Source organism: Xanthocytophaga flava, assembly GCF_030068545.1.
In the GTDB taxonomy this organism is placed as follows: domain Bacteria; phylum Bacteroidota; class Bacteroidia; order Cytophagales; family 172606-1; genus Xanthocytophaga; species Xanthocytophaga flava.
In genome coordinates this window covers 70760-92244 of record NZ_JASJOR010000014.1, presented here as the reverse complement: position 1 = coordinate 92244, position 21485 = coordinate 70760, and the positions used below count along the sequence as shown (strand labels likewise).

Sequence of the window (21485 nt, the reverse complement as noted above, 5' to 3'; positions counted from 1 at the left end):
GACTAACAATCTGAAAAACTGTCCATTACATACTATTTATTTTAGCTCTATATCCAACAAATCTTTTAATACATCTAGATAGGGTTTACAAAATTTTATTTCAACTAAGAATCAGTCAAATAGGGAGTACAGTAATAGTAATTACTAAACTTGCTTTGTTTACTATATAATCACTCAATATATTACTTAACATAACCATATTTATAAAACAAAGGCTTAGTTTAATACTAGTGTCCTCATAACTTCCGACTTCTTTTACGCTTAGGCCTTTGCTGTCTAAGAGCATCTGCAATTTTAGCCAGATCTTTTTCAGTTTCATTAGCGGCATTCTGAACAGTAGTAATCATCTTAGTTGAAACTTCTGGCTCGGCAGTTAAATATGGAATAAATTGACCTGTTTCTTTCGATGGGTTTTGTTCTAAACGAGTTATTTCTTTAAAGACTTTCTCAAATTTCTCCTGGCTTCTGCCAAAATGTAAAGATAAAGCTTTCGCTGTATAATACTCACCTAATTCTCTCCCATTTACAAAGCGTCTGCTTCCCATTTGAAATGCTGCCCCAATTACATTTTGAGTCTTCTCATCTTTTACTAATCGCAACTTTACTCCTTCGCTCTCCAAGCGTTTTTCAAAATCTTTCCAGCTAGCGGATAAAGAAGCTGTTCGTGCTTCTTTGGATAAATTTGTTTGCCATGGAAGGGTTTGTGCTGCTATCCGATCAATGATCGTTCGCATTTGCTCTCTTTTTGTCCCATCAAATTTAGGATCATCTGCTACCAGGTACTCTCCAGCTTCTCTACCTAGATTCTTTTCAATATGCTGCCGGCTGTATACCCTGCCTAGATCTGAACCTTTAAATGTAATTCCGAACCGCTGATCAGTAAAGCTGATTCCTCTTCCCAGGTTTACCACTACACCTTGCTTTTTCAAGGCAATGCTTAGCTCTGAGAGTGTTTTACATTTTGGCATCTGACTATCCAGTATCTTTTTCATCCGTTCGAGCTGATCGTTCTTCCGGTTGTGTCGCGCATCTACTTTTTGACGGTGATTATCAACAGTTTGCAACTTATATTTCTGTTCCATTTTCCGGCAGAACTGTTGAATCCGTTCATAGTTATGTTTATCACTAGCTGTGTTTTTACCTTTTTCATTCACCCGGTTGGCCACTATATGAAAGTGCTCATGTGCCTTATCCTTATGACGAAACACCATATATTGATTATCCTCAAACCCAAAATCGGTAGCAAAGTCACGGGCAATTTTGACCATTGTCTCATTACTTATCTTCTCCCCTATAGGAAAATTAAAGGTTTGATGCCAGAGAAATTTACTCACCTTCCCATTTAAAGCGGCAACCTGATGATATTGATAGCCTAAGTCTTTCACATTTAAATGTCCATTAGGTAGCATACTCTCAAAGACTTCATTTGAGTATAATAACTCACCTCGGATAACCTTTTCTCCAGAAGCATCTGTTTCACCTCTCTCACCATAGTAACAGTAGCTGATAGCACCAACAGCACCTTGGCCTAGTGTTAATTTTCCAATCATGACAGGGTCAGATATTGATGATGTTTCTTAAACCATGTTTCCAGCTTTTCTACAATTTTATCTAACTTTTTGTAATCAGTAAGTTGTGGTTTTTCTCTTTCCTTCACATCTTCTCTAATCTCTTTAAGTTGCTCTAGCATTTCATTTAACACAACAAAGTCTTCTGCTTTATCAAGGCTTGCAAATACATACCGTTGCAACCGCTCTACTGTTATCCGCATGGAAGAACTGCTTCCTAACAGCACCTCTTTTTCCTGGGTAGTGAAGTCTCTTTCTCGTTGAGCCAAAAGCTTGATCAGACTTGACTTCTTCTTGAAATCAGTCAATAATTCCATTAACTCACCCGATGCTGCTCGTGCTTTGCCTATCCGAATAGCTTTACCAAATAAGCCAGACCGAAACAACTCAGCAATACTCACACCTGTACTCTCAACCATTTTCTGTAAGAACGCCTCCTCATTTTTAGAAACGTAAACCTCATGTTTAATCTCCCTTTTTTCAGCATCCGACTTTTTAGGACGCCCGCCTTTATTACGGGTTTTCGTACTATTTTCAGCACTGCTGTTTGCATCAGAGGGATGATTTTTTGCCATAGGGAAAAGGATGATTAGTGAATAAAACTCTCTAACTATAAATAAGGTTTCTGGTAAAAAGCTATGAGCCGTAGGCGAATAAAACCCGACAAAAGTCAGAAAACTGATAGTTTCAGTTTAGTTTTGACCATGGCAAAACATAGCTTGCTTCTTAAGCGAGAAGCTGCCCAAATCTACTTAACCCTAGCGATTTATCCAAATTTTATGCCTATTCTATTGGCAAAATCATGAATTACAACTATGTTATGGTTTTATTACAACTCTATTACAAGTTTACTACAACAAAAATGCGAATTACAAGTATGCTACAAGATTATTACAAGTCTGTTACAACTTTATTATAACTACTACCTATATGGCACAAATAACAAAAGACATGGTTAAAAAAGCATTCGAGGGTAATAAAATGAGACGTAGAAACCTCTTATATGAGTATTACAAAGAAGAGTACTTTACAGGTGACTATACGTGTGAATTTATTGCAGAACAAATTTCAAAAGACCTGGATTTTAAGATAAGTAAAGAAATAATTAATCAAATCAGATTCAAATTCTCAAAGGCTTCTTCTAAAAAGATAACTGCTTCTAGTAATAATCTTTCAAAGGAATCAAGTCAGAATATAGTATTACCTAAGGGAGGTAAAAATGGAAAGAAAGATGAAGAAGAAGAGTACAATTTTATGAATGCAGATGAACTTCCTAAAAAGAGTCCATTTGGAAACGCATTTGCGCATTTAAAGAAGAAAACAAATTAATAATTGCTTATTTACTTGCAAAAGTAGTCGTAAAACAACTACTTTTACGAAGTCAAGTTGAGTATCTCAAAATTCAACCAAAAATTCATTTTAAAACTTAAATTCTCTCACGTAAAATGAAAAAACTGATCTTCGTAACTCAAAGCAAGGGTGGAGCTGGCAAATCGATATTAACATTTCTATTAGCGGAAAAATACAAGGAGGCAATAATCTTGGATTTAGATGATGCTACTAAAACAACAAGCATTCAATTAAAGTATAGAAAACCTATAGAAATCACTTTCCTCAATAGTCAGAATGTCATTGATCGGGGAATGTTTAATATGTTTTTAGAAGAAATAACCTCAATAGACAATGATTTATTTATATGTGATCTAGGAGCTTCTATATCTGAGCAACTCCCTTATTATCTGGAAGATGTAGCAGACATTATACCAGAGGTACTCTCAGAACTTAAGATAGACCTTGAAATTTATAATGTAGTGGGTGGAGCAAACATCTTCAAACAAACAATGTCTTATTTAAAATTATTGCACAAAGCAGCTAAAAAATCATATAACATTAAGGTTTATCAAAATGAATATTATGATTTCCAAGAACCTCAGGAGGAAGAACTTAAATCATTTGTGAAGAAAAACGGTTTGGAATTAATTCCTTTCACAATAAGCAGAGATAAAAACGAATCGACTCAAGAAAGAATTAAGCAAGTGTTGACATCTGGCAAGGGAATAGATAGCGCAAATATAATTTCCAAGATGTATTTCAAAAAAGCTATAGAAAATCTCAAAGCAGTTGATAATCAAGTAGCTTAAGATGCTTATGGAGGATAAACATATTTTGACCGAGAAAGAACGGAATGCTTTCTCGGCAGAATTTCTAAGGGTTTACGGTATAAAAATAGATCCGAACAATGAACTGCTCCCCTTACATTATCTGACCTATCACACCGCTAAAAAATCAGAATCCACAATAGATGAGGCAACTTGTAGAATTGAACAAATCTGCATAGAATTTGAGAAGAATGCCAAGTCTCTACTTCCAAATATTGAAACTAAACCAATACATTTTAAGAATAACAAAGAGGCTTTCTGGTTTGGCTTTGGCAAATTAGGTTTGGCAACTTTAAGTATTACGTGCTTTATATTTACAGGTTGGCTTATACAATCGTTCGAGCAAACAAAGCAACAACAAGTAGAAAACATTAGTTATTTAGTTGAAAGAGCACCATCTGCAGAACGTATCGTAAATGATAGTATCTCGACCTCGGTAATAACATTGTTTCCTGCAAAAAGCATAAAAGATGCCATTGCCGGAAAAAATTATGTGTATCGTAAAGAATGCAATTGCATTGATATCCCCCTCCATTTCCAACAGGTCAAAAAGTAGAACGCTATACATAGATCTAAAAACTATACTATTAAGAGCTATACCAGATAATATATTAAGTATAGCTCTTATACTATTAAAACCAGAGGGAGGGATAAAAGGCACTTGATTTAATTTCAAAATACAACCACCATAAACAATAATATGAATTCTATAGGTTTAAAAGTAAACAACCCAAAAAGAACTAAACTTTCTTTGGAAATTGAGGAGCATGTGATACTAAAGTCTCAAAAAAGTTTACAGGTCAAGGCTTCTGCAAGCGAAGAATTAATACTTATATGCCTGGTACTCATTTTTGTTTTATTCAGTACTATTATTTTTAAGCCTGATATTGCTTCACAAAATCCCTGTGCACATTTACTGTAAGCGTCCGAGCCGTACCGTCATTCCGTAAAGTAAGCAAAGTATTATCTTATAAATTTTAATACTTGACTCTTAAAAAATAAGTTAGGCTTCATGCTGCAAACCTAAAAAATGACTGCTCTCCTGGAATATGGCCTGGATGGGACGGATACCATTTACTTACAGTATTTGAAAGTGGCAGTATAATAATTGGTTGGAGAATTTTCAATAAACTCAATCATACTAACCTAAGAGAGTCACAAAGCAAATAAGTGGCCAGGTTGGTGGTTTTATTTATACTTTCATTTCTGAATAGAAGTTTTCATCTGATCATGCCAGTTTTATGCTTCATTTTTAGGGGTAGAAAAGAGCAATATAAGAACACTCTAAAAAAAATATTTACAAAAAAGAGATTTCATGTATAGAAAAAGCTCGTTTGCGAAAGGTGGCTTTTTATTTCTATTTTTTTCATTCAATTTAGATCATACAAACTTGTTGTCCGGCTTCAAAGAACAACTTACTCCTAATATCTGTTTACGATGAAATCTACTAACACGCCAGCACCAGATTATTACTTTTCAAATGAGATTCCTGCCCTTGAATATTCACTTGAATGCATGAGGTTTAAAAAAGATGAGTCTAACATCTGGTTTTTCGAATTGATAGCACTTTACCAAACACTACCTTTTATAGCAAATGAACCCTTCCAATGTTGGCAATTTAAAAAACATGGAAGTGATATTATCATTATGTGCTCAAACGAAAAAGGAGAAATACTTCAAAACCTAAGTATGGATATAGGTAATCATCATAATGTGTTTTTTGATGTTTCGTTTTTACTTCTCAAAAATAAATGCATGCTTGAGCATGAATACTTAACTATTACCAAAATGAGCGCTTGAAGTACTTAATAAAGAAGAGAAATTGATTTGTATTAGTTTTTTATTAAAAAGAACAGATTGTTAAATATTTCCTCTTTTATATGCTAGTTAACAAACTTTCAATTAATAAAGTTACTATAGAGCCTAAAGTATTCTCAAAACTTAGAAATCCGGCAATTGCCTTTTACAAGGTATAAATTCACATAATGGACCATCTTTTTTCCCATAAGGACATTATCATCCTTCGAACGCCCTTACTTCCATATTCTACAATAGTAAATCTTTCACTTGAGTCTTTGATTAAACATGTCAAAGATCCCCTAGTTGCAGAAGCAATTTTTATTTCGTCTCCTGATTTATATAACAAATATCAAGAGTGGCTAAGAAAAGAAATACCGAAAGATAAAGACCAGGAAAAAGTAAAAATTACTCTAGCAAAATATCTTTTAAGAATGTCCTATAGGTGTACTCCATTCGGATTATTTGCAGGAGTTTCAACAGCAATAGTTTCGAATGAAACGCACATCGAGTTAGTTGACATAAGTAAGTATCAGCGTAAATCACGTTTGGATATGGATTATTTGTGTGCTTTTGCATCTATGCTTAACCAAACTGAAGAGTTCTATGATCAGTTAACTTACCGTCCTAATAATACTCTTTATAAAGTTGGTAATCAATTAAGGTATATAGAATACCGCATAAATAAAAGAACAAGAACACATCACCTTTCTACTATAAGCAATTCAGAATATATTGATAAAATCATTCAGATTTCAAAAAATGGTGCAAGCAAACAACAACTTGCTAAATGTATAGTTGATGACGAAATAAGTTTGGAAGAAGCTTTATGCTTTATACAAGAGTTAATTACCAACCAGGTCCTGTTATCTAATTTGGAACCTATCATTACTGGTAAGGAATATTTAATCCATCTTCAACAAGTATTATCCTCAATAAATGCAGACCCTTTGATAAAAAAAAGCCTGCAGAAGGTAAATGACTTATTGAAGGAGGCTGATCAGTTCATCAGTACCTCTGCTATTAATATCTACAAAAAAATAGAACAACACTTACAACATTTAGGTGTTCCATTTGAAGTTGGACAGTTATTTCAGGTGGACATGTATAAGCCTTTATCTAAGAATACTATAAATGAAAGTGTCATCAATAAGTTAATAAGCTTCATTAGTATTTTTTCGAGAATACCAATGAATAACGAAATTTCAAAAATAACAAGATTTATAGATGCATTTCAGGAACGTTTTGATCAGCAAGCCGTCCCTTTATTAGAAGTATTGGATGGAGAATTTGGCATTGGATATCCAGTACTTGCAGTAGGGGAAACAGACTCTAGCCCTCTTTTAGATGGAATTCCTTTTACAGAATCAGAAGAACATTTCTCGACTTTTTCTTGGTCTGCATGGCAACGGTTCATTTTTGACAAATATTCCTTATCAATTCAAAGCAATAAAACCGTTATAAACATTCAGTCAGAGGAAATACAGTCTTTTATGAAAGCGCAGGAGCCTAAGTTAGCCAGTTCATTATATGTAATGGGCTCTATATATGCTTCTACGGCAGAGGACGTTGATAATGGAAATTTTTTGATAGATTATTATACGACAACTGGACCTTCAGCTGCCAATCTATTAGGTCGTTTTTGTCATTTAGATGATACCTTAACTGAGAGTATAAAGAAGATACTCTTAGAGGAGGAAGAAACTAACTCAGAGGCAGTATTTGCAGAAATTGTACATATAAACCAAGCTAGAGTTGGGAATATATCAAAACGTCCTATTCTACGTAAATACGAAATTCCTATCCTGACTCAGCCTGGAGTAGACCAGAATCACACCATAAGCTTAGATGACTTACTTATAATGGTTCGAAACAATCGAGTAATTCTATGGTCAAGGAGTTTAAATAAACAGGTAATTCCTAGATTAAGTACAGCCCATAACTATACTATACTAGCACTTCCTATATATCACTTTTTATGTGATCTGCAATACCAAGATACTATAAAGAATCTTGAATGGAACTGGGGAGTACTTAGTCAAGTACCTTTTCTTCCAAGAGTACAATTTGGGACAATAGTCTTGTCCAAAGCACGTTGGCACTTTAGTGAAGCATCATTAAACCAGTTTGCTCAAACTCTAGAATCAGGTGATCTTGTAGCCTTCCAACAACAATATAATTTACCTAGATGGATTACAGTAATAGAAGGAGACAATCAGATTCCCATTGACTTACATAATCAATTAAGTTGCCAAGTATTAGAAGGATTTATCAAGCTAGAGAAAACATTGACAGTAGAGGAGTGTTTAACAAATCAGGAAAATGTTTGGATCAAAGGAGCTAAGGGATCTTTTACTAATGAATTTATCATTCCTCTTTCTTATAAGAAGCCAGCAACTTATCCTGTTGACTCTTCGATTTATACTCAAAATAATAATACATTAAAAATTCAACGCAGGTTTGACATAGGATCTGAATGGCTTTATCTCAAAATATTTTGTGGAGTAAAAACAGCAGATGATATTTTAACTCAGCTCATCAAACCATTAGCTCAGGATTGGTTAGATAGAGCAGTTATTGATAAGTGGTTTTTTATCCGTTATACAGAACACGGCCATCATCTTCGTATCCGGTTTCATGGAACTGGCTTATTCTATAGTATTCTTTTGCAGGAATTCGCACAGGCAATTGCATCTTATTCTCAATCTGGTTTAATAAGATCAATCCAAACAGATACCTATCAAAGAGAATTAGAAAGGTATAGGGCTGAAAATATAACTGAAAGTGAGTCTATATTTTTTTATGATAGTAGAGCTGTTGTGAATATTTTGGATATGTTGGATGAGGAAAATAGTAATATGATTAGATGGCAATTAGCTATCTATGGAGTTGACAGACTCTTGAATGACTTTCAACTTAATGTCAATCAGAAGAAAGAACTTATGGACCACTTACAGCTTGTTTACAAAAAAGAATTCAAAATAGAAACGTCTGAAAAAAGAAAACAGTTAGCGAGAAAGTACAGAGCAGAAAAAAAACCAATCGAAAATATACTAGAATCTGATCATTTAAAACATACAGAACTAGCTAAAGCAATTGCAGAATTTAATAATCGGACTATGCTATTACAGCCAGTTATCACACAACTCAGAGCTAATAATCAATCTCATCAATTAATAGATCTAATTGCCAGTTATGTTCATATGTTTTTAATTCGTTTTATACGCTCTAAGCAAAGAGCACATGAATTAGTGATCTATGACTTTTTATTTCAATACTATTCTTCTCTTACCGCAAAGATCAAACTTATTCAGAATAGAACCCCATAAAACCGAATAACAGAAAAAACTTTATGTTAAAAAGAGTATTTTTTATATTAATCTTTTACCTTGTTAAGTAGTAACATTTTTTATATAAATTCATCATCCTATGAAAAAAACACAGCTAAAGAAGTTAATTTTAAACAAGCAAACAATTGAAAATTTGGATGCGCAAAGACTTACAGAAGATCATGCCTTCAAAATAAAAGGAGGAAGTATAGCAAGAACTTGTAAAACTAATGGTCCTCCACTAAAAGATGTTCAACCATAATTCCAACTATTAGTAAATAAATAGGTAGTTAAGTTAATAACTTGACTACTTATCTGGAGTAGAGAACACAGATTAAAGAATTTTTTTCGTAAAAATCGCGCTTTCAATTTGTTTATAAAATCTTTCTTTAAAGGTAATTCCAATATTAATAGGTATATGTTTATCTTTCCTTTGTATAATTACTTTTTCATTTTCAATAGAGGATATTTTATCAATTGATATTATATATGAACGGTTAATACGTGCAAAAAGATGTTTAGGTAATTGATCCTCAAGATCTTTTAAGTTGCGACTCAATACAATCCTATCATTCTCAGTATAAATTGATATATTGTTCTTTTCCCCTTCTACATAATTAATATCCTTAAAATTAACTCTCAGTAATTTTCCTTTGTTTTCTGTTTGTACAAAAATATAATCACTCCCAACTTCTTTATTTAAGGGAAGAGAATAGGTGGATTTTAACTGAGCGACTTTTTGTACAGCCTTAATAAATTTTTCTTTTGGAATTGGTTTCAATAAATAGCTGGTTACATTAAACTCATAACCATCTAGAGAATATTGTGGTTGACCAGTAGTAAGAATAAAAAAAGGAAGTAACTTAACTTTACCTTCCACAAGTTGCATAAAATCAAATCCATCTATATCAGGCATATCAATATCGAGAAAGATTAGATCAACCTCATTGTTATAAATATATTGTAATGCTTTAAAAGGGTCTGTAAATGAATCAAGTAAGTTTAAATCAGGTATCAAGCCGACATATTTAGCCAATAAATCAACGGCAAGAGCTTCGTCATCTACAATTATACACTTCATACATTAAATAGTTATTAGCTAGGAATTGATAAACTACAGGAAAAATCAAATTCTTCATCTCGAATTTCTAGGTTATATTTCCCTGGATAAGTTAAATCCAACCTTTGTTTTACATTTTCTAGGCCTAAACCTGTTGAGATGATGCGTCTCTTCCGGCCTTTCTTGTTTTTTATAAAAAAATGAATAGTGCCGTTAGGAGCGGACAGATTTATAATCAATGGATTTATGGGATCTGTGAGCTTTCCATGCTTAAATGCATTTTCAACAAAGTTTATTAGAATGAGAGGCAAGATAACTTTATGATCCATCTCATCTTCATTTTCAATATTCAGATGTATATAAAGTTGATCTTTAAAACGCATTTGCTGCAAATCAATAACATTTCGCATATTATGTACTTCATCTGATAAAGAGATCTTTTTCACATTTTCAGAATTCCCTTGCAAAAAAAACCTCATCATTTCAGATAACTTCATTATTCCCTCTGCTAATCTTTCATTTGTATCATAAGCCATACTATAGAAGGAATTAAGGGTGTTGTAAAGAAAATGTGGATTAAACTGAGAATTGTAAAAAGCAAGTTTAACACGTAATGCTTCCTGCTCAGCTTTCGAGCGTTGCTGTTCTGCAAGTAATTTCTGTTGTTCTGCAAGTACTTTTGCTTTTTCACGCTGAACAGATTCAATGGCGAACCAGTATCCAAAACCATAGAAGTAAAATTGTGCGAATGTGTAGATTGACTTTACAAGGAAAAATTTTAAATCAAAAGGAGGCGTTTCTGATCCTGGATCTAACCATTTGTACAAATGCCAATCCTGAAACCAACTTAAGAATGCATATACTAGATACAAACCCAAGCTATAGGCAATCAAGGACACATAGCGTTTGTTTCTCAAAAATCTAGGAAGGATAAAATAGGAACTTGTATAGAAAACTCCAGCCAGGATAGAATAAAAATAAGCTTTATCCCATATGTGAATAGGAGCACCTGGTTTATAATACAAATGATTTAAATACATGGAGTATCCAAAGTATATACCCCATATTAATACATGTTTAAAAATCGTTTTTCTCTGTTTGAAAATGTTCTCCAATTTTAACATAGAATGGATTGAACTGAAATAGATAGTATGTTGCTTTATCATATTTCAGAAAGTACGTGTGGTTTGTAATTAAGAAGTATATAGCAGGAATGCCCCATATAACTCATACCAACTAGACTAATTCAGGCTATATGAGATTTAAACGTTTTTTATCAAAAAAGGATATAGATAATAAACTTTTGAGGATCTTAATTAAGGGATTGAATATACGAATGTGTGTTTTCCAAGTATTAACTTAAATCCAAGCTTTTATAATACTATAATCCACAAGTTAATACTTGGAAAACAAGAATCTGTCCGGGTAATCCAATAATTGAGATAAACTAATTTGTATCTCAGATCATGAAAGATTAACTTTTGAAATCATTTTCCTAATTAAGTATATTTTTAGAAATCTGCTAAACCATTTTTTCATGAAAAAACAAACTGCTTCAATCAAAAAGCTTTCTTTAAACAAAGAAACTATAACCCAGTTAGATTCAAAAGATCTCAAATCTGTCAAAGGAGGTAGAGGAGGTAATCCTTCAGACTTCAGAAGCTGTCAAACATTAATTCCTCCTCCCACGGTGTAGAGTTTATAATTTATTCCATTTATGAAAAAGTGATTGAAGATAAAAACTGTCTTTTTCTTCAATCACTTTTTCATAAATTAAGTTTTAAAATAATCTTTCCACCATATGTGAAATAATTTTCAAACATTCAACTAGCGTTGAATTTGACTGCCTAAAGTGCCGATTATGATGAAAAACAGATTCTATCTTATACTTACAATTTTATGTGTATGTAATCTACAGCCCAAAACCTGTTTTGGCCAAGATTGTACATGCAATGATGACTTACAATTTTTAATTGAAAAGGTGGAAAAAAATTATTTTGCCTTTAAAAATCAGAAAGTAGTTAAAGAGAGATATAAGATATTGGTTGACAGCCTGACAGATATAGCAAAAAAAAATGGTTATGCTAATTGTCTTCAGATCCTGCGAAAATATACAGATCAATTTAATGATAAACACCTTGTTGTATATATAAACGAACCAGTAAAAGATAAAACAAAAATTCCATTACTGTTTTCAAAAACGGAGACAATAATAATAAAAGAAAGTGACCTGTTAAAAAAATTAAATTCTAAAGATATTGACCCCATTGAAGGAATCTGGATAATACCAGGTACAAATTATGAGATAGCTATCATTGCTGACAAAACCACAAATCGTGACTTTGTTGGCTTTATTCGTAAGGCTGATAGTTTATATTGGATGCCCCATCAGGTTAAACTAGAAATAAAAAAAGGATATAACACTTATACCACTGATTTTTTTGCAAGAGATCATTCCGTATATCATACTTCGCTTCAAAATTTCACTAATACATCATTCAAGGTACAATATTCCGGCACCATATTTCAAAAAATATATCCTCCCGCTCCACAAAGTACATCTATAAATCAATCAGAATCTAAAGAAACAACAGACTTTGGATTTAAAAAGCTAGATAATCAAACTTGCTTACTCACTATACCAAGCTTTGCAAAAGAGTATAAGCCCATTATTGATAGTATTATTGATAGAAATCGTAAAATAATACTATCCACTGAAAATCTTATAGTTGATCTTAGAAACAATATAGGGGGCACAACACCCAGTTACAAAAAGATTATCCCATTCTTATATACCAACCCTATTGTTAAGGATGGCTATAGTGTTTTAGCTACTGAAGACAATATCGCAGCACATCAGGAGGTACTCGCCTATCCGGAATTAACAGAGGATAACAGAAAAGAATATAGAAAAATAATCACTAGGCTTAAAAACAATAAAGGTGGGCTAGTTTCTTTTCCAGGAGATACTACGAAGATGAGTAATATATATAAATATCCTGAAAAGATAGGTATAATCATTAACGAATTATCAGCAAGTACAACTGAGTTGTTTGTTCTAGAAGCAAAGCAAAGTAAAAAAGTAACTATTTTTGGTTCTCAGACTATGGGTAGTGTTCATTCTTTGGATGTCAATACACTTTCCTTACCATGCGGTTTGCTTGGTCTGAGTTATCCACTGAGTATGAATAACCGAGCATTAAAAATTCCAACCCCTTCTGAGATACTTAAAGCGGATATTCAACTACCCCTTGAAGAGAATAAAAACTGGGTAGAATTGGTTAGAAAGCATATGAAACAAATTAGTGATTCTGCTTCAAAATCCGAATAAAATGTTATATATAGAATCAGTAAGAGCCCTTGACAGGGCTTTTTTTATATACTCCTTAGGTTGGATTTCTTATGGTGAAAGAATAGATTTAAAACCTCTTTAAAATTGCAAATGCCAGTTATAGCTTTTCTTATATATCCGTTATTTTTCGTAACTGATAAAAAATTCGTTCCGATAATCTTAAGTCCTCAGTAATAATTTCACCACTGGCTTTCATTCCATTCCGATATACCAATATTTTTCCAATGTTTGTTTTCAATCCATGATTGAGATTTACTTTAGCCAGATAAAATCCATTTGCAGTTGGGATTTCGGAAATATAGCTAATGGTACCATCCAGAATACCAAATTCTTCATAAGGATATCCTTCCAACTTTACTAATACTCTTTGTCCTTTTGAAACCTTACCTAAATTATATTGGGCTACTTCCATCTGACCATAAACCTTTGATTGCTCAGAAGAGATATAAAATACTTCTTGTCCTATTTTTACAGAACTATTTTCCTCTAAAAAGGATGAAAATCGAACATATCCATTAGCAGGTGCAATTAATAAATAGTTCTTTTTCCATTCTGCCACTTTACTTTGCAACGTATTGAGTGATTGCAGGAAAAGGTTTTGATGCTGGCCAATAAGTCTTTCCAGATCCAACAATTCTTTTACCTTTAAATTTAGCTCTGACCGGCTATTAATTAATGCATTCTCTGCCTGCTTAAGAGCCTTCCGCTTTGCTAAAAGCTTTGCTTCCTCTCTGTGTAGTTCCATTGGTGCGATTACCTTCTCTTTAAAAAGCTTCTCCTGGACATCATACTCTTTTTTGACAAGCACATACTCTTTATTTTCTATGTCTAATTGCTCCATTAGGTTATGCTCACTTTGGTTTAAATCGAGCAATTCTTTTTGGAGAACATCTCTTTTAGAGTAGTAAAATCCGTTCGATAGGAAAGAAAGAAATTCCAGATAAGCACTTTCAAAAGTTTGGTAGGAAGCCTGCACTTCACCTAACTGATAAAAGGAAACAGGTGGTAAATCAGTTAAACTTTCACTTTTCCCTTTCTTTACTAATGCTAATACAGAATCAAGTCTATTACTTAATTGCAGTACCTGATCATGATCAGCTGTACTTTCAATAAAGGCCAGTATCGAGTTTTCATCTACCCTTCTGTTATCAGAAACAAATAATTTTACAAGTTTTCCATCTGTGCGTGCAATAATTGGTTTTGGAGCATTGACAGATGTTAAACGGAATTCTCCTTTGACCACAACCGGATATTTGACAAGCCAGCTTATATATGCCAGTATAAGCAAAACAATAAAGCAGACAGTTGTTCCCCACCTGACAATCCATTTAGGGACATAACTGATAATATCTTTTACTTCTTCGCTTCTGATTTCAATTGGTTGTTTCTCCATACACTCACTCCTGTTATTGTTAACACTCACTCGGGATATTCTTAGAATATTTCTAACTTGCTCTTAAACTTTAGTATAAAGTACAGAGATAAAGGTTGGGCAAAACTAATTCCCTAATTCCAACTGATTCTTAACTAATTGGTAATAATTTCCTCCTAACTCGGTAAGCTGCTGATGAGTACCAACCTCTGAAATTTCTCCTTTGTCTAGAACTACTATCTGATCAGCATGTTGAACTGTACTTAATCGATGTGCTACAACAATAACTGTCTTTCCTTTAAATACCTGTGTCAAATTATTGATAATTATGCTCTCATTATTAGCATCCAGTGCATTAGTTGCCTCATCGAGAAAGATGAATGATGGATCTTTATAAATAGCTCTTGCTATCAAAAACCGTTGTTTCTGTCCCTGGCTTAATCCATTACCTTCCTCTCCTATTATAGTATTGTACCCTAATGGTAATGAGTCAATAAAACTGTTTATGTTTGCCATTTTCACTGCATACAACAAGCGGCTTATATTCGGGTATTGATCTGACAGGGCAATGTTTTTAGCGATAGTATCTGAGAATATATATCCATCCTGCATGACAACGCCACAATGTGACCTCCATAAAGAGTGTGATAGATACTTTAAATTGGCATCACCTAATCTTATCTCACCTGTAGTAGGGAGATAGAATTTTAATAATAATTTTAAAAGTGTCGTTTTTCCACTCCCACTCATGCCCACTATTGCTGTAACTTTCCCTTGTGGAATATGTAGATTGATATTAGTAAGAATGGGCTGTATACTGCCAGGATAAGAAAAACTAAGATTTTTAATATGCAAACTTTTCTGATCTGGTAGATAAGACAAAACAGGTGCTCCTTGAATCTGTTCATCCTCAAGGGTATGGATTTCATTTAATCTCTCTATACTGATAGATGCATTTTGAAGCGTTTGCATAAATCCAAGTAATTGTTCGATTGGGCTATTAAGTTGGCCAATAATATATTGTACTGCAAGCATGGCACCTAGTGTCATCTGGCCTTCAATAACTGCTTTTGCAGCAAGAAATGTTATTAGAATATTTTTACCTTCATTTAAAAAAAAAGCGCCGGCCTGCTGATATTGATTTAAGGCAAGTACTTTCACTTTCAGTTTAAATAAACTTGCCTGTATTATCTCCCATTCCCATCGTCTTATTGTTTCTGAATTTGAAAGTTTGATTTCCTGCATTCCGGAGATGAGCTGTACAATCTTACTTTGATTTTTAGCATCGAGATTAAACTGCTTGTAATCCAGTTTTCTTCGTTTCTTTAAAAGCAAAAAAATCCAAAGTGAATATAGTACTGTACCTGTTAAAAATACCAAAAACAGTGGAAGATGATAAAAACTCAAAACCAGGCCAAATACAATCACATTTACTAAAGAAAATACTACCTGTAAGGTTGTAGATGTCAAAAGTTGCTCAATCCGTTCATGATCCTGAATTCGCTGCATAATGTCACCAAACATCTTTGTATCAAAAAAAGAGAGAGGCAGCTTCATCAGCTTAAAAAGGAAGTCTGACAAGAGTGATATATTTACACGTGACCCAATATGAAGTAGTATCCAGCTACGAATGAACTCAATAGATGTACGCCCTGCAAAAAGCATCAATTGTGCAGCAAGAACAACATAAATAAAATTCAGGTTTTGAGTATTTACTCCAAAATCTACAATAGATTGAGTAAGAAAAGGAAACACCAGTTGAAGTAGAGTACTTACGAACAGTCCTAATCCTAACTGCCAGAGAAGCTTTCTATAGGGAATCAAATAGGAAAACAACTTGCTCAGGTCAAGACCTGTATTAGTAAACTCTTCCTGATCATAAAAAGCGGGAGTTGGCTCAAGTGCCAGAATTATTCCTTCCAGCTGTCCATTCGAAGAAGAACTAGCCCAGCTCTCAAGGAATTCATCCTTACTTATAGTTAGCAGCTCCGAGGCTGGATCTGCCAGATGTACTTGAGTAGTTTTTCCTTTTTTTGAAATATTGTAAACTACTACAAAATGACTTTGATCCCAATGAGCAATACAGGGTAAGGGTACCTGATCCTGTAGCACATCAAAGGACAACTTAGCACCAAAAGTTCTGAACCCTATATTTTCTGCTGCACTACTGATGCCTTGTAATGAAACTCCTTCTCTGGACAGACCACTCTTATCCCTGAGTTGTTGGAGTGTATAGGACTTCCCAAAATATTTTGAAATCATTCTCAAACAAGTTGGGCCACAATCCATGGTATCAAGCTGCTTAAAGAAAGGAAAAGAAGCCATGTGCAATTAGGTTGATGTTCTTATAATGATATATAAATAGATAGGTAACTAAGATGATGATTTGTAACTGAGAGAAGAGTAACACGATTGAATCTTAGGAAACTTGATGATGAATATCGGTCATAAAAGGAGAATCCCAGCAGGAAAGTTCAGGATTTCGAAATGTTAAAAGAGTCAAAGCAATACCGACAGCACCCTCCAGTAAGGTTGAGCAGCTTTTCCATTCAAAATCAGTAGTAATGACCTTGCCTAAAGAAGGTATTGGATCAAATGGAAAAACAGGTTCGAATCTTGCTATCCTTAAAGGAGATTGTTTAGTATCTGATATTTGTAAAGTAGAGATTTGTGAATGTGTTAGTTGTTGGACTGTCTGAGGTGGTCTAATTTAGTGAGACAAATCACTTGCAAGTGAAACAATAGTTGAATTGTACTTTTCTTCAAATTCTACTGGACTCAAGTAGTTTAAAGCGGAGTGTTTCCTGTTTCGATTGTAATAAATTTCAATGTATTCAAAACACTCCGTTTTGGCATCTTCTAGTGAGAGAAAAACTCCACCTTCCAGTAATTCAGTTTTCAATCGTGAAAATAATGATTCAGCAATAGCATTGTCATAACAATTATCTTTTCGGCTCATGCTTTGTCTACATTTATGCTTGGTAAGTAGTTTACGAAAGTTATTGGATGCATATTGACTTCCACGATCTGAATGAACAATTAATCCCGGTTCAGGTCTACGATTCAATATTGCTTTTTTTAATGAGTCAATTACTAAACTTTCTTCCATACTTTCTTGTAATTGCCAGCCAACAATGTTTCTGGAGAATAAGTCGATCCAAATATTTAAATACAAAAATGAACCATCACAAACAGGTAAATAGGTTAAATCTCCTACCCAAACCTTATTAATTGCCTGTACCTGGAAAATTCGATTGCCATCTAAGTCCAATAATAAATTAGGCGAATTACGTTTTCCATGAGCCGAATCCGTCGTTTTAGGCACAAAGCTTTTGGGTTGAATCGCTTGTAATCCTTCTTTTTTGAGGTACTTACGTATTTTCCATCGACCAATGTGGATTCCTTGTGCCTTTAATTCGGCCTGTATCCTTCGTGTTCCATATCGCCTTTTATGATCAACAAAAACTTGCTTTACTTGTTGTTCCACTGGTGTCTGTTCAACTTGCTCTGTCTGAAAGGTAAGCCGTTTCCGATGTCTATAATAGGCTGCACGACTCACTTGTAACAACTCACACAGCATATCAACAGGAAATTCTGCTTCCAACAACTTAATCAAGTGCAAACATTCTATTCGGTCTGGCTGAAAATACTGACAACTTTTTTTAAAATATCTCGCTCCATTTCTACTCGTTTAAGTTGTTTTCGTAGCGCTTCATTTTCCTCCATCACTTGTAACAACTTTGCTGCCCCCTCCATTTCTGGTAAAGGCAATGGCGGCTTAGACTCCTTTTTCCAGCGATAAATTAAATTTTCTCCAATCCCCAAAGAACGGGAGATATGAGATGCACTTTGGCCAGAATCGAGCATTTTCAATACTTCTACTTTGAAATCCTGGTCATATTTACGACGAAGCCTTTTGTGTTTTTTTGTGTTCATACTTGCTAAATTAAGCAAGTTTTCTGTCTCACTTTTCTAGACCATCTCAGTATGATCTAACCAATATAAAGCACATTTGCTAAACTCATCAAGGCCTGTACTTTGATAAAAACGATGGAAGATATGAGCGACGCCAGAAGTTCCATGACAAAATCCTGTGTCGTATACTGACATATTTGGATGCATGATAATGCCTGAATTATTTATAGTCCTCTTTGATGCTAATAAAGCAATTTCAATACCGGAATCTGTCCAGCTTTGATTATTAAATGCTAAACCAGCATGAAACAGTGATAATGCAGGCCCTAAATCACCATGGCACCAGGCAAGCCTGCTTTCTGCTGTAGAGTTACTATTTATTGGGAATAAAGAAATACCCCTTGGACTTTGATTTGCTAAAAGGGCTTGTATTTCTGAATCAACTAAATTTCTACACAATGATGTAGCAATCCCTTTTTGATGAACTTTACTAAGAAAAGAGATAATTGAAGGAACGCCATGAGCCATCCCCAGATTAACAGAAAAATGTTCTGGCTTAGCTGCCTGTCCCTTAGCTGTATGTGGCTTAGCTGTATATTCTGATTGATTTTTGAGGTAAGCTATAGATGTATTTTTACTGGCAACATAGGGAATAGAAGATGCCAATTGGCTCAGGTAATAAACAGTCTGCTCTAATGCATTTTTATTTTCAGTTAAATAATATCCTTCCATAAAATAAACTCCCTTCCCAATCAGACCAACTAAAAGATCAAAATTTCCAGTTTCATAATCTGACTTACAGGATTGTATAACCGTTTCCAGCAGAGGCTCTAACATCTGTTGAGTCTCTTGCTGCAGGATACCATTATTGATCAGATGTTGAATAACCCAGAAAAGACCGGTAAAGCCATAAGCCAGAGAAGAGTCTGTAGGATACTGTTCTAAAAAATCAATAGAACTTTCTAATAAGGCCGAGAACTTTTCAAAATATTCACCTTGCTGATAGGTTTGGTATAAATAGGCATAGAATAACAGTACTCCTGCACTACCATCAACAAGAGATACAGAATTTAAACTAATGTGGTTGTAATGAGTTGCAATATAAATTTCTACTTGTTTGATAAACTCATCCAACTCTTCTTTATCAATTGGGATAGTAGCTTTTTTCAACTATTTTAAATTGGTAACAAATAAAAAATCAAATACTATTTATTCTTTCCCTTTCGGCTCCTTTTTTTTAGTACCTTTTTCTTTAGGATTTTTGTCTTTTTTAACTTTGTCTTCTTTACTAGCTACACTCGAAGGAATCTCAGGCGTAGAAGGAATCTCAGGCGTGGAGGGAAGCTTTTCAATCATATATAAATCTTCTACTTTTTGATCAGATTTAAATTGTCGGCTAATGGTAACACGATACCCAATTTCAACTAATATTTTCTGAAGCAAAATAGGCCCATAGTATGATAATGACCCATTTTTAATCTTTACAGTGGACTTATAATCAATTGCCTTTTCTATACACCATTGCTTAAGTTGCCCATGCACCATTGCGATCTCTCTTAAGTGAGCCTGTGCAATGGCTACACATTGGGTGTATGAACGGACGCTAGGTACATTATTAACTAATTGCACGATCTTTTCCATAAATGTTATCTCAGGTTCTCATTATCCAAGCAAAGCAGCATAATGCACATATACTACCGCCTTTCATATTTACTTTTCCAGCTGTAATAATATCATTTTTTTATTCACACTCCTAAAGAGCCTGTTTTCACCGTACAAAAAAATAAACATTTTTTTTCTTGCAAAAGTAGTCGTAATTAAACTACTTTTGAAAAGTAGTCGTAACAAAACTACTTTCAATCTATCTACTCCCTCTCCTCAGCTAGTAAAGCAATTGAGAGTTTAAGCAGGATTGTTTCACCTAATCTAAAATACCAATGATGACAACATGTTTATTAGCATTCCCTTTATTATCAGCATGCTACTTTGCATCACATCTATTAGCAACTTCTCTATTAGCAGCACATTTAGTAATGATTCCATTAGTGCCTAACTTTCTCATTTTTGCTGCTATTGTCATTATAGCACATTGGGTATGGCTATTTGGATTCAAAAAAGGAGGAAACAACAATAGCTATGCATCGGTGTCTAAAAAAGGCTATCAGACAGGAGGTTATCAGACAGGAGGTTCAAAATCATTTAAAGAATTAGATAAAGATGATAGTAGTATTATCGCCAGACCTAGTATTTCTCTAGTTGAGTTTGGACAAAATCATCAGTCAGATAACTCTTCTACTTCTTTGCATCAATCTTTTCAAAGTGAAACATATCAGAGTGGAGCATCTAAAATCGAATCCTCTCCAAGTGAAACATTTCCGAATGAATGGGGGGAAAGTAAAGAATCTCAGAGTGAGCATTTTCAAAACAATGCCTATCACCACGAAGCTCCTCAAGCTAAAGCACTTAAATTATCGGATCAATCTTCAGAGAACGGAGCACAAACCACAGTAGATAAATATATAGAAGAAGAGGAAAAAAAGTCATTTTCAATAATGACTACTTCATTTAACACTAAAAACAGCTCAAAAAAGATTGATGCTTTTGAAAATGAAGTGGTCACAAATCAATTCTTGTTACTAGCAGATTCTTTGCTAATAGAGAAATATAGCTCTTTCACTGTTGGTGATTTAGCTGAAAAACTGCAAAAGCATAGCGACTTATCACTAAGCAATATGCCACTAGAAGAAGATAGCCAAAGGGAAGAAATAAAACGACTGGCAATTCTTACTCAGAAAACGGATCAGCAGTACTGCTCTGCATTAGAAAGTATCGAAGCTATCCTTAGCGGCGTGGCGGAGTCCAACCCAATAATCATCGATTAACCACTATTCACAATTTCTATACATACCAAACTTTCACTTAAATAATTCTCA

General features: G+C 33.9%; 19 protein-coding genes. 9 read left to right on the top strand and 10 right to left on the bottom strand.

From position 1 onward, the window contains the following. Positions 1–236 precede the first annotated feature (236 nt). Together QNI15_RS20520 and QNI15_RS20515 are read right to left on the bottom strand one after the other, a co-directional pair. A complete protein-coding gene (locus tag QNI15_RS20520; RefSeq protein ID WP_314033265.1) occupies positions 237–1550 on the bottom strand; it encodes a relaxase/mobilization nuclease domain-containing protein in 1314 nt (437 codons plus the stop codon). Continuing rightward, a complete protein-coding gene (locus tag QNI15_RS20515) occupies positions 1547–2143 on the bottom strand; it encodes a hypothetical protein (RefSeq protein ID WP_314033264.1) in 597 nt (198 codons plus the stop codon). Before QNI15_RS20515 ends, QNI15_RS20520 begins: the two co-directional genes overlap by 4 nt. 355 nt (positions 2144–2498) lie before the next feature. Here QNI15_RS20515 and QNI15_RS20510 point away from each other — a divergent pair, with 355 nt between their 5' ends. The 6 genes from QNI15_RS20510 (at position 2499) to QNI15_RS20485 (ending at position 9115) form a co-directional block, all read left to right on the top strand. After that, on the top strand, positions 2499–2897 hold the full coding sequence (locus QNI15_RS20510; RefSeq protein WP_314033263.1) for a hypothetical protein: 399 nt from the start codon (positions 2499–2501) through the stop codon (positions 2895–2897). Positions 2898–3013: 116 nt separating this feature from the next. Continuing rightward, positions 3014–3709, top strand: coding sequence for a hypothetical protein (locus QNI15_RS20505; RefSeq protein ID WP_314033262.1), 696 nt, complete (start codon positions 3014–3016; stop codon positions 3707–3709). Positions 3710–3716: 7 nt separating this feature from the next. After that, positions 3717–4283, top strand: a complete 567-nt coding sequence (locus QNI15_RS20500; protein ID WP_314033261.1) for a hypothetical protein — start codon at positions 3717–3719, stop codon at positions 4281–4283. 881 nt (positions 4284–5164) lie between these two features. Next, on the top strand, positions 5165–5527 hold the full coding sequence (locus QNI15_RS20495; RefSeq protein WP_314033260.1) for a DUF6876 family protein: 363 nt from the start codon (positions 5165–5167) through the stop codon (positions 5525–5527). 275 nt (positions 5528–5802) lie between these two features. After that, on the top strand, positions 5803–8853 hold the full coding sequence (locus QNI15_RS20490; protein WP_314033259.1) for a lantibiotic dehydratase: 3051 nt from the start codon (positions 5803–5805) through the stop codon (positions 8851–8853). A 100-nt stretch (positions 8854–8953) separates the two neighbouring features. Further along, on the top strand, positions 8954–9115 hold the full coding sequence (locus QNI15_RS20485) for a hypothetical protein (RefSeq protein ID WP_314033258.1): 162 nt from the start codon (positions 8954–8956) through the stop codon (positions 9113–9115). 72 nt (positions 9116–9187) lie between these two features. Here QNI15_RS20485 and QNI15_RS20480 read toward each other — a convergent pair whose 3' ends face one another. Together QNI15_RS20480 and QNI15_RS20475 are read right to left on the bottom strand one after the other, a co-directional pair. Then, the gene (locus tag QNI15_RS20480; protein WP_314033257.1) at positions 9188–9934 is read right to left on the bottom strand and encodes a LytR/AlgR family response regulator transcription factor; all 747 of its coding nucleotides are present in this window, start codon (positions 9932–9934) and stop codon (positions 9188–9190) included. A gap of 14 nt (positions 9935–9948) precedes the next feature. After that, positions 9949–10953, bottom strand: coding sequence for a sensor histidine kinase (locus tag QNI15_RS20475; protein ID WP_314033256.1), 1005 nt, complete (start codon positions 10951–10953; stop codon positions 9949–9951). Positions 10954–11450: 497 nt separating this feature from the next. On the opposite strand from QNI15_RS20475, the gene QNI15_RS20470 reads away from it, so the two are divergent. Then, entirely contained in the window at positions 11451–11609 is a 159-nt protein-coding gene (locus tag QNI15_RS20470) for a class I lanthipeptide (RefSeq protein ID WP_314033255.1), read from the top strand. A gap of 165 nt (positions 11610–11774) precedes the next feature. Beyond that, positions 11775–13244 (top strand): S41 family peptidase, encoded by a 1470-nt coding sequence (locus QNI15_RS20465; protein WP_314033254.1) that lies wholly within the window; start codon positions 11775–11777, stop codon positions 13242–13244. Positions 13245–13374: 130 nt separating this feature from the next. On the opposite strand, the gene QNI15_RS20460 is transcribed toward QNI15_RS20465, so the two are convergent. The 6 genes from QNI15_RS20460 to QNI15_RS20435 all read right to left on the bottom strand — a co-directional run bounded on the left by QNI15_RS20460 (position 13375) and on the right by QNI15_RS20435 (position 20193). Then, on the bottom strand, positions 13375–14658 hold the full coding sequence (locus QNI15_RS20460) for an HlyD family secretion protein (protein ID WP_314033253.1): 1284 nt from the start codon (positions 14656–14658) through the stop codon (positions 13375–13377). Positions 14659–14763: 105 nt separating this feature from the next. Next, entirely contained in the window at positions 14764–16962 is a 2199-nt protein-coding gene (locus QNI15_RS20455; RefSeq protein WP_314033252.1) for a peptidase domain-containing ABC transporter, read from the bottom strand. 385 nt (positions 16963–17347) lie between these two features. Further along, entirely contained in the window at positions 17348–18259 is a 912-nt protein-coding gene (locus QNI15_RS20450; protein WP_314033251.1) for an IS3 family transposase, read from the bottom strand. Positions 18260–18264: 5 nt separating this feature from the next. Then, a complete protein-coding gene (locus tag QNI15_RS20445; protein ID WP_314033250.1) occupies positions 18265–18573 on the bottom strand; it encodes a transposase in 309 nt (102 codons plus the stop codon). A gap of 36 nt (positions 18574–18609) precedes the next feature. Continuing rightward, positions 18610–19722: a lanthionine synthetase C family protein gene (locus QNI15_RS20440; RefSeq protein ID WP_314033249.1), complete on the bottom strand. Its 1113-nt coding sequence runs from the start codon at positions 19720–19722 to the stop codon at positions 18610–18612. 39 nt (positions 19723–19761) lie between these two features. Next, a complete protein-coding gene (locus QNI15_RS20435; RefSeq protein ID WP_314033248.1) occupies positions 19762–20193 on the bottom strand; it encodes a hypothetical protein in 432 nt (143 codons plus the stop codon). A gap of 296 nt (positions 20194–20489) precedes the next feature. Between QNI15_RS20435 and QNI15_RS20430 the strand changes: the two genes are divergently transcribed. Next, positions 20490–21434, top strand: a complete 945-nt coding sequence (locus QNI15_RS20430) for a hypothetical protein (protein WP_314033247.1) — start codon at positions 20490–20492, stop codon at positions 21432–21434. Positions 21435–21485: the final 51 nt, after the last annotated feature.

Excerpts from the sequence above, each read along its gene's own strand:
- QNI15_RS20510 (WP_314033263.1), top strand. The coding sequence starts at position 2,499 with ATGGCACAAATAACAAAAGACATGGTTAAAAAAGCATTCGAGGGTAAT.
- QNI15_RS20520 (WP_314033265.1), bottom strand. The coding sequence starts at position 1,550 with ATGATTGGAAAATTAACACTAGGCCAAGGTGCTGTTGGTGCTATCAGC.
- QNI15_RS20515 (WP_314033264.1), bottom strand. The coding sequence starts at position 2,143 with ATGGCAAAAAATCATCCCTCTGATGCAAACAGCAGTGCTGAAAATAGT.
- QNI15_RS20485 (WP_314033258.1), top strand. The coding sequence starts at position 8,954 with ATGAAAAAAACACAGCTAAAGAAGTTAATTTTAAACAAGCAAACAATT.
- QNI15_RS20430 (WP_314033247.1), top strand. The coding sequence starts at position 20,490 with ATGATGACAACATGTTTATTAGCATTCCCTTTATTATCAGCATGCTAC.
- QNI15_RS20445 (WP_314033250.1), bottom strand. The coding sequence starts at position 18,573 with ATGAACACAAAAAAACACAAAAGGCTTCGTCGTAAATATGACCAGGAT.
- QNI15_RS20455 (WP_314033252.1), bottom strand. The coding sequence starts at position 16,962 with ATGGCTTCTTTTCCTTTCTTTAAGCAGCTTGATACCATGGATTGTGGC.
- QNI15_RS20475 (WP_314033256.1), bottom strand. The coding sequence starts at position 10,953 with ATGTATTTAAATCATTTGTATTATAAACCAGGTGCTCCTATTCACATA.
- QNI15_RS20495 (WP_314033260.1), top strand. The coding sequence starts at position 5,165 with ATGAAATCTACTAACACGCCAGCACCAGATTATTACTTTTCAAATGAG.
- QNI15_RS20470 (WP_314033255.1), top strand. The coding sequence starts at position 11,451 with ATGAAAAAACAAACTGCTTCAATCAAAAAGCTTTCTTTAAACAAAGAA.
- QNI15_RS20460 (WP_314033253.1), bottom strand. The coding sequence starts at position 14,658 with ATGGAGAAACAACCAATTGAAATCAGAAGCGAAGAAGTAAAAGATATT.
- QNI15_RS20505 (WP_314033262.1), top strand. The coding sequence starts at position 3,014 with ATGAAAAAACTGATCTTCGTAACTCAAAGCAAGGGTGGAGCTGGCAAA.
- QNI15_RS20480 (WP_314033257.1), bottom strand. The coding sequence starts at position 9,934 with ATGAAGTGTATAATTGTAGATGACGAAGCTCTTGCCGTTGATTTATTG.
- QNI15_RS20465 (WP_314033254.1), top strand. The coding sequence starts at position 11,775 with ATGATGAAAAACAGATTCTATCTTATACTTACAATTTTATGTGTATGT.
- QNI15_RS20435 (WP_314033248.1), bottom strand. The coding sequence starts at position 20,193 with ATGGAAAAGATCGTGCAATTAGTTAATAATGTACCTAGCGTCCGTTCA.
- QNI15_RS20500 (WP_314033261.1), top strand. The coding sequence starts at position 3,717 with ATGGAGGATAAACATATTTTGACCGAGAAAGAACGGAATGCTTTCTCG.